The organism is Kitasatospora gansuensis (assembly GCF_014203705.1).
Classification (GTDB): Bacteria; Actinomycetota; Actinomycetes; order Streptomycetales; family Streptomycetaceae; genus Kitasatospora; species Kitasatospora gansuensis.
Map to the genome: position 1 here is coordinate 6,419,057 of NZ_JACHJR010000001.1, position 13,848 is coordinate 6,432,904.

At 70.4% G+C, this 13,848-nt stretch carries 12 protein-coding genes; 6 read left to right on the top strand and 6 right to left on the bottom strand.

Annotated features, from left to right (window positions below):
* From F4556_RS28915 to F4556_RS28925, 3 genes are read left to right on the top strand one after another with little or no spacing between them, the layout of a single operon-like run.
* Positions 1-909 carry a carbohydrate ABC transporter permease gene (locus F4556_RS28915; protein WP_184921223.1) on the top strand — a complete coding sequence of 303 codons (909 nt, stop codon included), beginning with the start codon at positions 1-3 and terminating at the stop codon, positions 907-909.
* Positions 902-1,744, top strand: a complete 843-nt coding sequence (locus F4556_RS28920; RefSeq protein WP_184921225.1) for a carbohydrate ABC transporter permease — start codon at positions 902-904, stop codon at positions 1,742-1,744. Before F4556_RS28915 ends, F4556_RS28920 begins: the two co-directional genes overlap by 8 nt.
* Before the next feature lie 17 nt (positions 1,745-1,761).
* Positions 1,762-3,102, top strand: coding sequence for a GH1 family beta-glucosidase (locus F4556_RS28925; RefSeq protein ID WP_184921227.1), 1,341 nt, complete (start codon positions 1,762-1,764; stop codon positions 3,100-3,102).
* 12 nt (positions 3,103-3,114) lie between these two features.
* On the opposite strand, the gene F4556_RS28930 is transcribed toward F4556_RS28925, so the two are convergent.
* Complete coding sequence (locus tag F4556_RS28930; RefSeq protein WP_184921229.1) at positions 3,115-4,101, bottom strand: helix-turn-helix domain-containing protein; 987 nt, start codon at positions 4,099-4,101, stop codon at positions 3,115-3,117.
* 196 nt (positions 4,102-4,297) lie between these two features.
* On the opposite strand from F4556_RS28930, the gene F4556_RS28935 reads away from it, so the two are divergent.
* Positions 4,298-4,708, top strand: a complete 411-nt coding sequence (locus F4556_RS28935; protein ID WP_184921231.1) for a hypothetical protein — start codon at positions 4,298-4,300, stop codon at positions 4,706-4,708.
* 99 nt (positions 4,709-4,807) lie between these two features.
* Positions 4,808-5,734 (top strand): hypothetical protein, encoded by a 927-nt coding sequence (locus F4556_RS28940; protein ID WP_184921233.1) that lies wholly within the window; start codon positions 4,808-4,810, stop codon positions 5,732-5,734.
* A 66-nt stretch (positions 5,735-5,800) separates the two neighbouring features.
* On the opposite strand, the gene F4556_RS28945 is transcribed toward F4556_RS28940, so the two are convergent.
* From F4556_RS28945 to F4556_RS28965, 5 genes are all read right to left on the bottom strand, one after another.
* On the bottom strand, positions 5,801-6,400 hold the full coding sequence (locus tag F4556_RS28945; protein WP_184921235.1) for a hypothetical protein: 600 nt from the start codon (positions 6,398-6,400) through the stop codon (positions 5,801-5,803).
* Between the two features lie 129 nt (positions 6,401-6,529).
* Positions 6,530-7,483 carry a hypothetical protein gene (locus tag F4556_RS28950; RefSeq protein WP_246511111.1) on the bottom strand — a complete coding sequence of 318 codons (954 nt, stop codon included), beginning with the start codon at positions 7,481-7,483 and terminating at the stop codon, positions 6,530-6,532.
* A gap of 247 nt (positions 7,484-7,730) precedes the next feature.
* Positions 7,731-8,780: a M4 family metallopeptidase gene (locus tag F4556_RS28955; protein WP_246511112.1), complete on the bottom strand. Its 1,050-nt coding sequence runs from the start codon at positions 8,778-8,780 to the stop codon at positions 7,731-7,733.
* Positions 8,781-8,898: 118 nt separating this feature from the next.
* Positions 8,899-10,929, bottom strand: a complete 2,031-nt coding sequence (locus F4556_RS28960; protein WP_184921240.1) for a CocE/NonD family hydrolase — start codon at positions 10,927-10,929, stop codon at positions 8,899-8,901.
* Between the two features lie 12 nt (positions 10,930-10,941).
* Positions 10,942-12,429: a peptide MFS transporter gene (locus F4556_RS28965; RefSeq protein ID WP_184921243.1), complete on the bottom strand. Its 1,488-nt coding sequence runs from the start codon at positions 12,427-12,429 to the stop codon at positions 10,942-10,944.
* A gap of 227 nt (positions 12,430-12,656) precedes the next feature.
* Here F4556_RS28965 and nicT point away from each other — a divergent pair, with 227 nt between their 5' ends.
* Positions 12,657-13,760 (top strand): Nickel transporter NicT, encoded by a 1,104-nt coding sequence (gene nicT / locus F4556_RS28970; RefSeq protein ID WP_184925332.1) that lies wholly within the window; start codon positions 12,657-12,659, stop codon positions 13,758-13,760.
* Positions 13,761-13,848: the final 88 nt, after the last annotated feature.

Sequence of the window (13,848 nt, forward strand, 5' to 3'; positions counted from 1 at the left end):
ATGACCAGACGGCGACTCGGCCTGCCCTACCTGCTCCTGCTCCCGGCGCTCGCCCTGGAGTTGCTGATCCACCTGGTCCCGATGGTGGTCGGCATGGTGATGAGCTTCAAGCGGCTCACCCAGTTCTACATCCGGGACTGGTCGACCGCTCCCTGGTCCGGCCTCGACAACTACCGCGTGTCGGTGGACTTCTCCGCCCCGATCGGCCGGTCGCTGCTGAACTCGTTCTGGGTCACCTGCCTGTTCACCGCCCTGGCAGTCGGGTTCTCCTGGCTGCTGGGGACGGCGGCGGCGGTCTTCCTGCAGGAGTCGTTCCGGGGCCGCGGGCTGCTCCGGACGCTCTTCCTGGTCCCGTACGCCCTGCCGGTGTACGCGGCGGTGATCACCTGGTCGTTCATGTTCCAACGGGACACCGGGCTGGTCAACCACCTGCTGGTGGACCAACTGCACCTGTTCGACGAGAAGCCGTTCTGGCTGATCGGCGACAACAGCTTCACCGCGCTGGTGGTGGTGGCGGTCTGGAAGACCTGGCCGTTCGCCTTCCTGACCCTGATGGCGGGCCTGCAGAACATCCCGCGCGAGCTGTACGAGGCGGCGGCGATGGACGGCGCCGGGGTCTGGCAGCAGCTGCGGAAGATCACCCTGCCCTCGCTCCGGCCGGTCAACCAGGTGCTGGTGCTGGTGCTCTTCCTGTGGACCTTCAACGACTTCAACACGCCCTACGTGCTGTTCGGGAAGTCCGCGCCGGAGCAGGCCGACCTGATCTCCATCCACATCTACCAGTCGTCGTTCGTCACCTGGAACTTCGGCGCGGGATCGGCGATGTCCGTGCTGCTGCTGCTCTTCCTGTTGCTGGTGACGGCGGTCTACCTGTTCCTCACCTCACGCCGGAGGGGCGCCGATGCTTAGGCCACCGCCTTCCTTTCGCTGGGCCCGCCGGGTCTTCCTGACCCTGCTCACCGGCTTCGTGCTCACCCCCGTGCTGGTGATGGTCAGTTCCTCGCTCAAGCCGCTGCGGGACGTGCAGGGCCCGTTCCGGTGGATCCCCAGCGAGCTGACGTTCCGTCCGTACCTGGACATCTGGAGCACCGTCCCGCTGGCCGACTACTTCGTCAACTCGCTGATCGTGTCGGTCAGTGCGACCGTGCTGTCGGTGCTGATCGCGATCTTCTCGGCGTACGCGGTCAGCCGGTACCGGTTCCGCGGGCGGAAGCTGTTCACCGTCACGGTGCTCTCCACCCAGATGTTCCCCGGCATCCTGTTCCTGCTGCCGCTCTTCCTGATCTTCGTCAACATCGGGAACGCCACCGGGGTCGCGCTGTACGGCAGCCGGGGCGGGCTGATCCTGACCTATCTGACCTTCTCGCTGCCGTTCTCGATCTGGATGCTGGTCGGCTACTTCGACTCCATCCCACGGGACTTGGACGAGGCGGCGGCGGTGGACGGGTGCGGTCCGCTGCGCACCCTGGTGCGGATCGTGGTGCCGGCCGCGACCCCCGGGATCGTCGCGGTCAGCGTGTACGCCTTCATGACCGCCTGGGGCGAGGTGCTGTTCGCCTCGGTGATGACCAACGACACCACCCGCACCCTCTCGGTCGGCCTCCAGGGCTACGCCACCCAGAACGACGTGTACTGGAACCAGGTGATGGCCGCGTCCCTGGTGGTCAGCGTGCCGGTGGTCGCCGGGTTCCTCCTGCTGCAGCGCTACCTGGTCGCCGGGCTCACCGCCGGGGCCGTCAAGTGACCCTCTCCGAAAGGCAGATGATGGATCTCAGTGCTCTCCCCGACGACTTCCTCTGGGGCGCGGCCACCGCCGCCTACCAGATCGAGGGCGCGGTGAACGAGGACGGCCGGGCGCCCTCGATCTGGGACACCTTCTCCCACACCCCCGGCAAGGTCGACAACGGTGACACCGGTGACGTGGCGTGCGACCACTACCGCCGGTGGCCGGAGGATCTCGCCCTGGCCGGTCAACTCGGCCTGGACGCCTACCGGTTCTCGATCGCCTGGCCCCGGGTGGTGCCGCTCGCCGACGGCGTGGTCAACCGGGCCGGGCTGGACTTCTACGACCGCCTCACCGACGCCCTGCTCGCCGCCGGGATCACTCCCTTCCCCACCCTGTACCACTGGGACCTCCCGCAGGCCCAGCAGGACCGGGGCGGCTGGGCGGTCCGGGACACCGCACTGCGGTTCGCCGACTACGCCGACGTGGTGGCCTCCCGGCTGGGCGACCGGATCACCCACTGGGCCACCCTCAACGAGCCGCTCTGCTCGGCCTGGATCGGCCACCTGGACGGCACGATGGCCCCCGGCCTCACCGACCTGACCACCGCCGTCCGGGCCTCGTACCACCTGCACCTGGGCCACGGGCTGGCCGTGCAGGCGCTGCGGGCCGCGGTGCCCGGTGCGCAGATCGGTATCGTCAACAACCTCAGCCCGATCGAGCCGGCGTCCTCCTCCGCCGCCGATCGCGCCGCCGCGGTCCGTGCCGACGGCCACATCAACCGCTGGTGGCTGGACCCGGTGTTCGGCCGGGGCTACCCCGAGGACATGGTCAAGCTCTACGGGGTCGAACTTCCGGTCGAGGAGGGCGACTTGGAGCTGATCGGTGCTCCGCTGGACTGGATCGGACTCAACTACTACTTCCGCCAGTTCGTCGCCGACGACCCGACCGCACCGGCCCCCGGCTTCCGCCAGGTCCGCGGTCCGAACGCCGAGCACACCGCGATGGACTGGGAGGTGCACGGCCCCGGCCTGGAGCAGCTCATCCTCCGCCTGGGCAAGGAGTACGGCGCTCGGAAGATCTACGTCACCGAGAACGGCTCCGCCTACCAGGACACCGTCACCGCCGACGGCACCGTCCACGACCCGGAACGCACCGTCTACTTCGAACAGCACCTCGCCGCCTGCGCCCGCGCGGTCGCCCAAGGCGCCCCGCTGGCAGGCTACTTCGCCTGGTCCCTGCTGGACAACTTCGAGTGGGCGTACGGCTACGACAAGCGCTTCGGCCTGATCCACGTCGACTACGAGACCCAGCGACGCACCGTCAAGACGAGCGGGCACCGCTATGCGGAACTGATCCGCAACCACCGTGCGCGGTAAAGCTGTTCAGGCTCAGAGCACTTCGAGGGCCCGGGTGGACTGCCGGTAGAGCACCCGGTGGTCGGCCCGGGTTCTGGTGAGCATGCCGGAACGGAACAGTACGCCGAGGTGGTAGGAGACGGTGCTGGAGGCGAGCCGGTGGCGTTCGGCCAGTTCGGTGGTGGTCCGCGCGGTGGCGAGGTCGGCCAGCAGCAGGGCTCGGGTCTCGCCGATCAGGTCGCCCACCGGGGGACTGGGTGGCCGGTCGGAGCCAGGCAGCGGAAGGGCGGGGTAGGCCAGGATCGGGGTGCGGCGGTCCTCGCGCTCGTCGAGCGGGTCGATCATCGAGTGCAGCACCCTGCTGAACACCGCGGGCATCAGGGTCAGCGTCGGCGGATCCGCGACCGTGCCGTGGAAGTCGGCGGCGATCCGGAGGTGGTCGTCGTGCCAGCTGATGCACGGATCCAGCGCCTCCAGCCCGTTCCCCAGGCCGTACCGGCCGACCGTCTGGATCCGGTGCGCGATGTCGTTCTCGGCCCGGGCCCGTAGCGACGACCACTGCGGAGAGACCACCGCCTCCCACAGTTGGTGGAGCTCGGCGGCCGCCTGCCCGGCGAACGCCTGCTCGCCGCACTCCATCGCCTCCAGCAGGGGCCGCTGGGCCGATCCCCCCGCGAGCCGCAACTTGGCACTGCCGGCGAGCATCAGCGTCAACTCTGCCGCGATCCGCCCGGGATCGGTGGTGGCCACGCCATGCAACTCCCGCTCCATCGACTCCTCGTGGCTCTGCGGCTGGGGTTGCAGGAAGTCCGGCAGATACCGCCAGGACCCGGAGAACAGCGAGTGCAGCAGGGTCAGCCGGTGCTCGCGGAGCGCGTCGCGGACCATCGGACCCCAGCCACGCCCGGAGAGGCGGGCCGGCGGTCGGGTCAGCCACAGGGCGTCGGCGGTGATGTGCAGCGGCGAGATGACGAACCTGGTGTTCGCCAACGCCCGGGGGGTCATGTCGATCCGGAGCACAATCCGTTGTCCTCTCACGGGTGTTGAGGAGCAAGCGCACTCGACGTTCGAACCTCATCGAATCATTGGCCGCCGCGGTCCTCCGGGGACTTTGCTGTCTCTGTACCGAGCACCGCGGGCCCGGTCCGCTTCGTGGATCGGCCGTACGGGGGCCGGTCCCACTCGACATGGAAAGCGAGCACCCACCATGCGCGTCATGAAGAAGGCGGCCGTTCTGGCCGCCACCGCCGGCCTCCTCGGCACCGGTCTGATGACGGCCGCGCCGGCCAACGCCCAGCCCTGGGCGAACCTCATCGTCGAGGCCTGCGACACCAGCCACAGCGGCGCCGGCGACCTGTGCCTCTTCTACAACTCCGGCTACCAGGGCTCGAACATCGGCTTCTGGGGCGGAGACGTACCGAACCTGGGCGCCTACCGATTCATCACCTCCGGCAACGGTCAGGGCCAGGGCGTGTGGCACAACGGCGGCTCCGACGCCAACTACAACACCATCCACGGCGCGTGGATCATCGGCGCGGGCGGCAACAACACCTGGGTTGCGCCGAACACCTCGAACAACCTGGGCGGCAACAGCAAGAACCTCCAGGAGCAGGTCGTCTGGGGCTGACCCAGGCACCTCACCGGCCACCACCGGGCCCGGTCGGATCGCCGAACATGCGGTCCGGCCGGGCCGTCCCGCCTCACTCCGGAAGGGATGTGACGAGCCGTGCGAAAACCGGCCGCCCTCCTCGCGCTGGCCGCTGCCTGCCTCCTGGCGGCGTGCGGCCCGCCCGCCCGCAGTCCGGTCGCCGCCGACCGGGCGCCGTCCGTCGGCCCCGCCACCGGGACCCTCGCCGCCGGGGAAACCCTGCCGATCGCGGCGTACGAGTTCACTCCCGGCCAGCTGAAGGCCGAGGCGGTGGCCTACGTGCTGCTCTACAACCGCTGCATGGCCGCCCACGGCTTCAGTGGCCTGGCCGAACCCTCGACCGACCGCCGCGACTTCGACCCGATGGTCGGGCGGTACGGTGCCGATGCGGACGGCTACGCCACCAGCGGATACCACTACAAGGCGTTCTACATCAGCGGCCGGGCCACCACCGAACCGCCCGCCTGGGCCGTCGAGGCCAAGGCCAAGGGCAGACCGACCCGCTCCGCCGAGGAGCAGCACGTCGCCGACGGCTCGGTGCGAAGCTACGGCGGCGCCGATGTCCCCGCAGGCGGCTGCGAAGGCGACGCCAAACGGCAACTCGTCAACGGCGGTGGCTACTACGGCCCACCGGAACTGCCCGGCCGGATCGACGCGGACAGTTTCGACCAGTCGCTCACCGACCCCCAGGTCCAGGCCGGCTTCGCGGCCTGGTCCGGCTGCATGGCCGAGGGCGGCCGAAGCTACCCCGATCCGCTGTCCGCCGCGGGCGACAAGCGCTGGAACACGCCCGTGCCGACGGCCGACGAGCTCGCCACCGCGCGCGCCGACCTGGCGTGCAAGCGCCGCACCGGCCTGGTGCCGACCTGGCTGCACGTCGAACAGCGGCTGCAGCAGACCGCCATCGCCCAGCACGGCACCGAACTCGCCGCCGTCAAGGCCGGCGAACAGGCTTCCGTCCGCACCGCCACCGCGATCGCCGGAGTCGGCCCCACCGCACCGTGATCCCGCTCCGACCGCTCACCCGGAAGCAAGACACCATGCGTACGATCCGCAATGCCGCCGCGCCGGCTACGTGGTGGGCGCGGTCTGGTGCTGGAGCACCAGCTTCAACAGCTCGGCGTCGTGAGGGCGCAGCCAGTAGGAGTCCGGGCCGAGCTGTACCGAGACCGTGTAGTCCATCCGGGCCTGCACCGCGTTCTGCTGCTGCTGCCCCGACAGGATGGTCATCTCGGCCGGGGTGATCGGCTGGACCGCCTGGCCCTTGCCGCGGCCGCGCCAGGCGATCACGGCCTTGCCCTCCGGCGACCGCTGGAGCAGGAGGTAGCCCAGGATCTGACTGCCATTGCGCAGCCCGAATGTCGTTGTGCACAGGCGGACGCCCGCCGCCAGCCGGGCAGCGTCGGCCTCCGGGGTGCGCGCCTTGGCCAGGCCCATGCCCCCGACCAGCTTCGCAGCCCAGCCGCGATACGCCGCAGAGGTCAGCTGTGCACCCTCGACCCCGGGAAGGAAGGAGGCCGGAAGCAGGGCCTTGAACAGCGCCTCGATCAGGAACCACAGCCCGAACGCCAGCAGCGCCACCAGCGGTCCGCCCAGCGCGAGGCCGGTGAACACCATCGCCAGCGCGACCACGATCGACAACAACAGGTGCACTGCCAGACGAATGTTCACTTCGCTCCCTCATATTCTTCACCGAGCCCCGGCCGGTGCACCTTACCCGGTAGGCGAGGGCGCCGCCCCGGAGGGGGCGTGCCGGTGGTCGTGCCGTCAGGACGCGGTGCGCGGGATGCGGCGCTCCGGTCAACCGAGCGGCGGGGGTTGGAACATCCAATTGGTCATACGGTCGTAGATCGCGCGCAGCCATGGTTCCCGGACGGCCGGCAGGCGGCAGAGAGTATGGATACACGCCCCCCGATCGACCTCGAGCCACCGCTTGGAGTACTGGGGCAGCGGATCGTCCCGGAGGACCCCCGCAGGCAGTCGGCCCGTCGCTGGGGAACGCAACCACGTTCCCTGGGAGGAGAGTTGGAGCCAGAGCTCGGCGGCCAGCGGTACCAGATCGCGGGCGCCGGGCGGCTGCCAGGGTTCCCCGGTCTCAGGGTGACGTGGCACCAGACTGATGTCGGGAGCAGCGTCGAAGGGCCGCAGTCCCGGCCCGGTCAGGGCCACCGTCTTCGGTGCCGGCCCCGGCGGGAGCAGGGCGTCGAGAGCGCTGCCGAACATGTCCGCAGCGGGCCCGGGCCAGAAGCGGAGCGGTGCTCCTCCTGAGGCCGCCAGCAGGTGGGCCATCGCCACACCGGTCGCCACGTACGACTCGGGGCTCCACCACTCCGTCAGGTCCGCCGACGGCATGAGCAGACGCGTCTCGGTGAGCACCGTCTCCCAGTCCGTCGGGGTGGAGGCAGGGCCGTCCAGCTCGACCCGGCGTACGGCCTGCGGATCGAGCCGCACCTCCTGCCAGTACGAGCAGACGTCGATGCGGGTGGCGGCCGCTTGCCCGCACTGTGCGCAGGCCAGGTTGGGGCCGTCCCCGTTGTCCATCCCGCAGCAGCCGTCGTTGCATCGCTCCAGGATGAAGCGGAGCGCTCGGATGTCACCCGGGGCGAGGATCACCGATCCCGGCGGCCGACCGGAGACCGAGTGCACGGGCGTGAACACCCCACGGGCGGCCGCCTCGTCCGCCCCGATCTCGTCCCACCACCGCCACGGCAGCCCTATCGGCCAGGGATCGACGGCGTACGTCCCCGCAGTCATCAAGGCCGGGAGCCGAACCCCGTTCCCGTAGCCCTGGCTTGCATGAACGGGCAGCGCCACCCGTTCCACCGGGTCGGTGAGCACCGTGCCACACCCCGAACACGCGAAAACGTCGGCCAAACTGCGCTCCCCTGATCAGAAGAGCCGATTGTCGCCTTCCGGCGATGGAGCGCCAACACATTTTCCTCGGAGGAACGGGCTCGCCCCCGCCGACGAGAGGTCAGCGGGGGCAAGCCCCCGAGGGGAGCTACAGGCCCGGGATGCCGCGGGCGGCGAAGGACTGACGGACCGTCTGGGCGGCCTGGTCGCCGTACATCGTGCGGGCGGTGGCGACGGTGGCCAGGGCGGCGGCGGAGAAGGTGGTGTCCGGGGTGAAGGAGAACTGGGCGTTGACGATGATCCGGTCGGCGGTGCGGGGGCCGAGGGCCTTGCGGATGTCGTAGAGGGCCTGCGACCAGATCTCGCCGTCGGCGTGGACCTCGCCGATCTTGTCGGCGTAGACCTTGCCGGTGTCCAGGCGGCGGAGGCAGTGTGGGGTCGTGGTGGTGTAGGCGGTGGAGTCCCAGTCGCCGACGCAGGGCTCCTCGGTCCGGGCGGTCCAGCCGTAGCGGAGTTCGGCGGCTTTGCCGACGGTCAGGGCGAGGTAGTCGCCGAAGGCCTCGCCGATCGCGCCGGCCTCGGGGGAACTGCCGAAGCCGGGGACCTGGGCCTCGTGGACCGCGTGGCCGTACTCGTGCACGATCACCTCGGCGTCCTCGGCGTCGTCCACGCCGCCCTTGCCGAGGCGGATCTCCTGCTTCTTGTCGGTGAAGAAGGAGTTGTCCGCTCCCCACTGGTTGAGCCGGACCTGCTGGGCCTTGTCGTTGGCCCCGCGCAGCTCGCTGCCGAAGCCGAGGCCCTGGAGGTATTCCTGCGCCTCGTTGACCCAGAAGTACGCCATCACCTGCTCGAACTGGTCGGCGTTGCGGGTGTACCGGAAGTCTCCGGCGGCGGACCGGGCGGGGGTGCCGGTCTCCGAGCGGACGACCGCCCAGCGGCCGGCCAGGCCGCCGCTCGCGTCGAGGTTCCGCAGGGCGACGGTGGCGTAGGCGGAGGCCGGGACGGCCGAGTCGGCGTCCTTGCCGTCGGTCAGGCTCTGGTCGCCGGTGGCCTGGACGGGGTTGACCTTGAACACCTGGCCGACGGGGGTCTGCGGGGCGGCAGGGGCAGCGAGCGCGGGAGTGACCGGCACGGAGACGAGGGCTAGCGCGGCGGCGGTGGCCAGGGCGAGGCGCGGGGCACGGGTGGTGCGGGACAAGGCTCCTCCAGGGCGGGCTGGGGTGGCCGACCGATCGGTCGGGCCGACGGCGGGGATCATGCCGCATCGCCGGAGGAATTGACAGACCTTGGACCGTAGCTCGCGATACGGGCGGGCCTCAGCTCGCGGTGCGCGGGATGCGGCGCTCCCAGTCGCGTTCGAAGATCACGTCGCCCGCCTCCAGCGCGGTGAGGTGGCTGTGGGTGGTGAAGTGCGTGGCATCGCAGGTGATTTCGGAGCGGGTGTGGACGGTGACGTCCCAGCCGAGGTCGGGGCGTTGGAGGCGGACGGTCCAGTCGGAGCGGGTGGTGGCGGAGAGCGGGTCGTCGGTGAGGATGCGGTAGGACTCGACGGCTTGTTCGTCGAAGACCAGGCCGTCGGGGTAGCGGCGGGAGCCGCCGTAGTTGGGATCGACCTCGAGGCGCCATTCGCCGGTGGCGACGTCGTGGAGGACGAGGCGTTCGGGGCGGGCGGTGAGTGGTTCGGTGTGGTGGACGTCCAGGCCGGTGGACTGCTCGGGGGGTTCGAAGGTGATCGGCGGGGAGCCCGCGTCGGCGGCCAGGTGGCGCACGGGGAGGGCGAGCACGCTGTGGCCGGGGTCGATCTCGAAGCCGGTGGCCTCGGCCTGCGGCCAGATCCAGGGCCAGTAGGCGGAGGAGAGGGCGAGCCGGATCCGGTGGCCGGGCGGGAAGGCGTGGGCGATGGAGACCAGCGAGAAGTCGACGTCCTCGACGGCGCCCGGGGTCCATTCGACGACCCGGTCCCGGCCCTGACGGGCGGTCAGGTTGAGCACGCCCCGGGTGACCAGGGTGGAGGCGCCGTCGGGGGCGACGTCGCAGATCCGGGCGATCACCTGGCCGCGCCGGCTGTCGCAGCGGACCCGGAGGCGGACGGAGGTGTTGCCGAGGATCTCCACCGTCTCGGGCAGCGGGGTGGAGTCGAAGCAGACCGAGCGGCCGTCCTCCTCGCGCTGGTCCGGCGGCAGGTCGGAGGCGTTGCCGAACGGGAAGAACCGCCCGGCGTCGACGCCGGTGTGCTGGGGCGACCGGACCCGTACGAACCGGTCGAGCGCGGAGGTTCCGGCGGTGCGCAGCACGTCGTCCAGGCCGTAGTGGATCTCCCGGACGTCCGGCGAGGGCCAGGCTTCGTCGCCGACCCACCGGCCGGGCCGGTTGGCGTACGACGTCGCGGGCGGGACGGAGGAGTTCATCCAGCTGCGCAGCGCGGGCTCCGCCATGACGCCCGTGTCGACGTCCTTGAGCCAGTGGTCCCACCAGCGCAGGGTCTCCTGCAGGAAGCCGATCGCCGGGCCCGGCGGCAGGCCGCGGTCTGGGTACTGGTGCGACCAGGGCCCGATGATGCCGCGTACGGGTGCGTCGAGGTTCTCGACCAGCCGCAGCACGGTGTCCCGGTACGGGTCGGCCCAGCCGCCGACGGCGAGTACGGCGGCCTTGATCGCGCCGTAGTCCTCGCAGACGCTGCCGTGCCGCCAGTAGTCGTCCCTGGTCTGGTGCGAGAGCCACGGGTGGATGAACGGGTCGACGGCCTCGAGGCGGGAGCGCCAGATCCGCCGCCAGTCCTCGCCGACGTACTTCGGGTCCGGCGGGCGGCCGACGAAGGCGAGCATGGTGGCGGACCAGGCGTGCATGTCGACCGCGAGCAGTGAACCGCCCATGTAGTGCACGTCGTTGTCGTAGCGGTCGTCGGTCGAGCAGACCGTGACCACCGCCCGCAGCGCCGGCGGCGCGAGGGCCGCGATCTGGAGCGAGTTGAAGCCGCCCCAGGAGATGCCGAACATGCCGACCCGCCCGCTGCACCAGGGCTGGGCGGCCAGCCACTCGACCACCGCGACGCCGTCCGCGAGCTCCTGCGCGGAGTACTCGTCGCCGGGCAGCCCGCCGGAGTTGCCGTGGCCGCGGATGTCGACCCGGACCGAGGCGTAGCCGTGGCCCGCGTACCAGGGGTGGCGCTGGGCGTCGCGCGGCGCCGTCCAGTCGGTGAGCCGGTACGGCAGGTACTCCAGCAGGGCGGGCACCGGTTGGTCGGTGACGGGGCGCCAGATCCGGGCGTACAGCTCGGTGCCGTCGGCCAGCGGGATGCGCAGGTCCTCCCGGGTGGTCCCGTACGGGTAGCTATCGGGGTGCTGCATCGGAGGGACCTCCTAGTGGACGGGGTGCATGGTCCGGCGCATCCAGGGGAGCGCGAGGTACAGCGCGATCCCGGCGGCGACGGCGAACAGGCCGAGCGCGCCGTAGTAGGCGGAGTCGGCGATCTCGCCGTAGAGCTTGGTCAGCTGGGCGGCGATGCCCTGCGAGAGGGCGAGCGAGAGGAACCAGACCGCCATGGTCTGGCTGGCGAAGTGACGGGGCGCCAGTTTGCTGGTGGCGGACATCCCGGTGGTCTCCAGCAGGATGTCGCCGCCGCCCATGAAGAGGTAGCAGCCGAGCAGCCAGAGGCCGGCGATCCGGTAGTCGCCGCTCTTGCCGAGGGTGGCCGGGACCAGGATCAGGAAGGAGACGCCGGCCGCGAACAGCGAGTAGGCGATCTTCCGGGAGGCGTGCGGCTGACGGTTACCCAGGCGGACCCAGAGCGCGGCGATCACCGGGGCGAGCAGCACCTCGATCGCGCCCAGGATGGAGGTCCACCAACTGGACGGGAAGTGCCAGCCGAAGATGCTGTTGTCCACGTGGTCCACCGCGAGCAGGGCGAGGGTGGTGTAGGAGGAGAACAGCACCAGGTTGAAGACCACCGAGGCGAGGAAGAGGACCACGTACGGCCGCAGCCGGCCGCGCTCCTCGCGGCTCACCTCGGGGCTGCGGAACATCACCGCGAAGTAGGCGATCGGGGCCAGCACCGAGACCAGGGTGATCAGGTCGACGGCGCGGTCCATGGTGAGCCAGCCGAGGAGCTGCAGCAGCACCCCGACGGCGGTCACCAGCAGCACCGCCGCCACCGCGCGGCCGGCCCAGCGGGTGCGTTCGGCGTCGGTGAGCGGGTGCACCGGGCCGCGGTCGCGGTGCAGGGTGGAGCGGCCCAGCACGTACTGGATCACGCCGAAGGTCATCCCGACCGCGGCGGCCGAGAAGCCCCAGTGCCAGCCCTTGTTCTGGCCGAGCCAGCCGCTGACCAGCGGTCCGGCGAAGGCGCCGATGTTGATCGCCATGTAGTAGAGGGCGAAGCCCGCGTCCCGGCGGTCGTCGTCGGTGGCGTAGAGCCCGCCGACCAGGGTGGCCGCGTTCGGCTTCAGGAAGCCGGTGCCGATCACGATCAGGCCGAGGCCGACCCAGGTCATGGTGGCGGTGGGCACCGACATCGCGTAGTGCCCGCAGGCGATCAGCACGCCGCCGTAGAGCACGGCCCGGTACGAGCCGAGCATCCGGTCGGCCACCCAGCCGCCGACCACCGAGGTCAGGTAGACCAGCGTGCCGTAGGCCGAGACCACCGACGCGGCGGTCCCTTGGGCCATGCCGAGGCCGCCGTTCGCGACCGAGTCGGCGAAGTAGAGCACCAGGATGGCCTGCATGCCGAGGAACGAGAACCGCTCCCAGACCTCCAGGCCGGAGAGGGTGAGCAGGCCGCGTGGGTGACCGAAGAAGGAGTGGTCGAGCCGGGCGGAGTCCTGGCTGTCGATGTCGGTGCTGTTCAGCAAGGAGGCTGCCTCCGGTCGGTCCTGATGATCACCGAATCAGACAATAGAGGACTTTTACTCCTATTTCCTGACGGAATGTGAGCTGTGGCGCCGTCAGGGCGGCCCGAGTGCTCCCGCGCGCCGGGGTGGCGCAGTTGCGCATGGCTTGCAACTGCGACCTGGTCCGGGGAAAGATGGCCCAGCTCAGCGCACTGGGCATCTCGTACGACTGCATGGAGGACTGCCGCATGGCTGCGACCGGCCGACTGCGCGACCGGCTCACCCGACCGGAGTGGGTGCGACTCGCCGGGATGGGAGGTTTCATCCTGGCCCTGCACGTGATCGGGTGGTTCACCCTGATCGCGCTGGTCGCCCCCGAGCAGTACGACGTCGGCGGCCAGGTCTTCGGGGTCGGGATGGGTCTGACCGCCTACACGCTCGGGATGCGGCACGCCTTCGACGCGGACCACATCGCGGCGATCGACAACACCACTCGCAAGCTGATGGGCCAGGGGCAGCGTCCGCTCTCGGTCGGCTTCTGGTTCTCGCTCGGCCACTCCTCGGTGGTCTTCGGCCTGTGCGCGCTGCTCGCCTTCGGCATCCAGTCGCTGGCCGGTCAGGTGGAGTCGGACGACTCCACGCTGCACGACCTGACCGGCCTGATCGGGGTCAGCGTCTCGGGCGTGTTCCTGGTGCTGATCGGCCTGATCAACCTGGGTGCCTTCAACGGCATCCTCAAGGTGTTCCGGAAGATGCGGCAGGGCGTGTTCGACGAGGCCGAGCTGGAGCGCCAGCTCGACAAGCGCGGCTTCCTGAACCGGATCCTCGGCCGGGTCACCAGGGCCGTCACCAAGCCCTGGCACATGTACCCGGTCGGCCTGCTGTTCGGCCTCGGTTTCGACACCGCCACCGAGGTCTCGCTGCTGGTGCTGGCCGGCGGCGCCGCCGCCTTCCAGCTGCCCTGGTACGCGCTGCTGGTGCTGCCGGTGCTGTTCGCGGCGGGCATGAGCCTGCTGGACACGATCGACGGCTCGTTCATGAACTTCGCCTACGAGTGGGCCTTCTCCAAGCCGGTCCGCAAGATCTACTACAACCTCACCGTCACCGGCCTCTCGGTGCTGGTCGCCCTGGTGATCGGCACCATCGAGCTGGTCGGCCTGCTCGGCGAGAAGCTCGAGATCACCTCGGGCCCGGTGGCCTGGATCGGCTCGATCGAGCTCGACATGGTCGGGTACGCGATCGTCGGCCTGTTCGTGCTCACCTGGGCCGGCGCGGTCGGGTACTGGAAGCTCGGCAAGGTCGAGGAGCGCTGGTCGGCCGGCCTGGAGAAGGCCGCCGCCGCCCGGGACTGACGACCGGTCACCCTTCTCCGACGGCCCGGGCCGGGAGCACTGCCATCCGCAGGCTCCCGGCCCGGGCCGTCGTCGCAGCGAGTGGTCA

Excerpts from the sequence above, each read along its gene's own strand:
- F4556_RS28915 (WP_184921223.1), top strand. The coding sequence starts at position 1 with ATGACCAGACGGCGACTCGGCCTGCCCTACCTGCTCCTGCTCCCGGCG.
- F4556_RS28920 (WP_184921225.1), top strand. The coding sequence starts at position 902 with ATGCTTAGGCCACCGCCTTCCTTTCGCTGGGCCCGCCGGGTCTTCCTG.
- F4556_RS28925 (WP_184921227.1), top strand. The coding sequence starts at position 1,762 with ATGATGGATCTCAGTGCTCTCCCCGACGACTTCCTCTGGGGCGCGGCC.
- F4556_RS28935 (WP_184921231.1), top strand. The coding sequence starts at position 4,298 with ATGAAGAAGGCGGCCGTTCTGGCCGCCACCGCCGGCCTCCTCGGCACC.
- F4556_RS28950 (WP_246511111.1), bottom strand. The coding sequence starts at position 7,483 with ATGACTGCGGGGACGTACGCCGTCGATCCCTGGCCGATAGGGCTGCCG.
- F4556_RS28960 (WP_184921240.1), bottom strand. The coding sequence starts at position 10,929 with ATGCAGCACCCCGATAGCTACCCGTACGGGACCACCCGGGAGGACCTG.
- nicT (WP_184925332.1), top strand. The coding sequence starts at position 12,657 with ATGGCTGCGACCGGCCGACTGCGCGACCGGCTCACCCGACCGGAGTGG.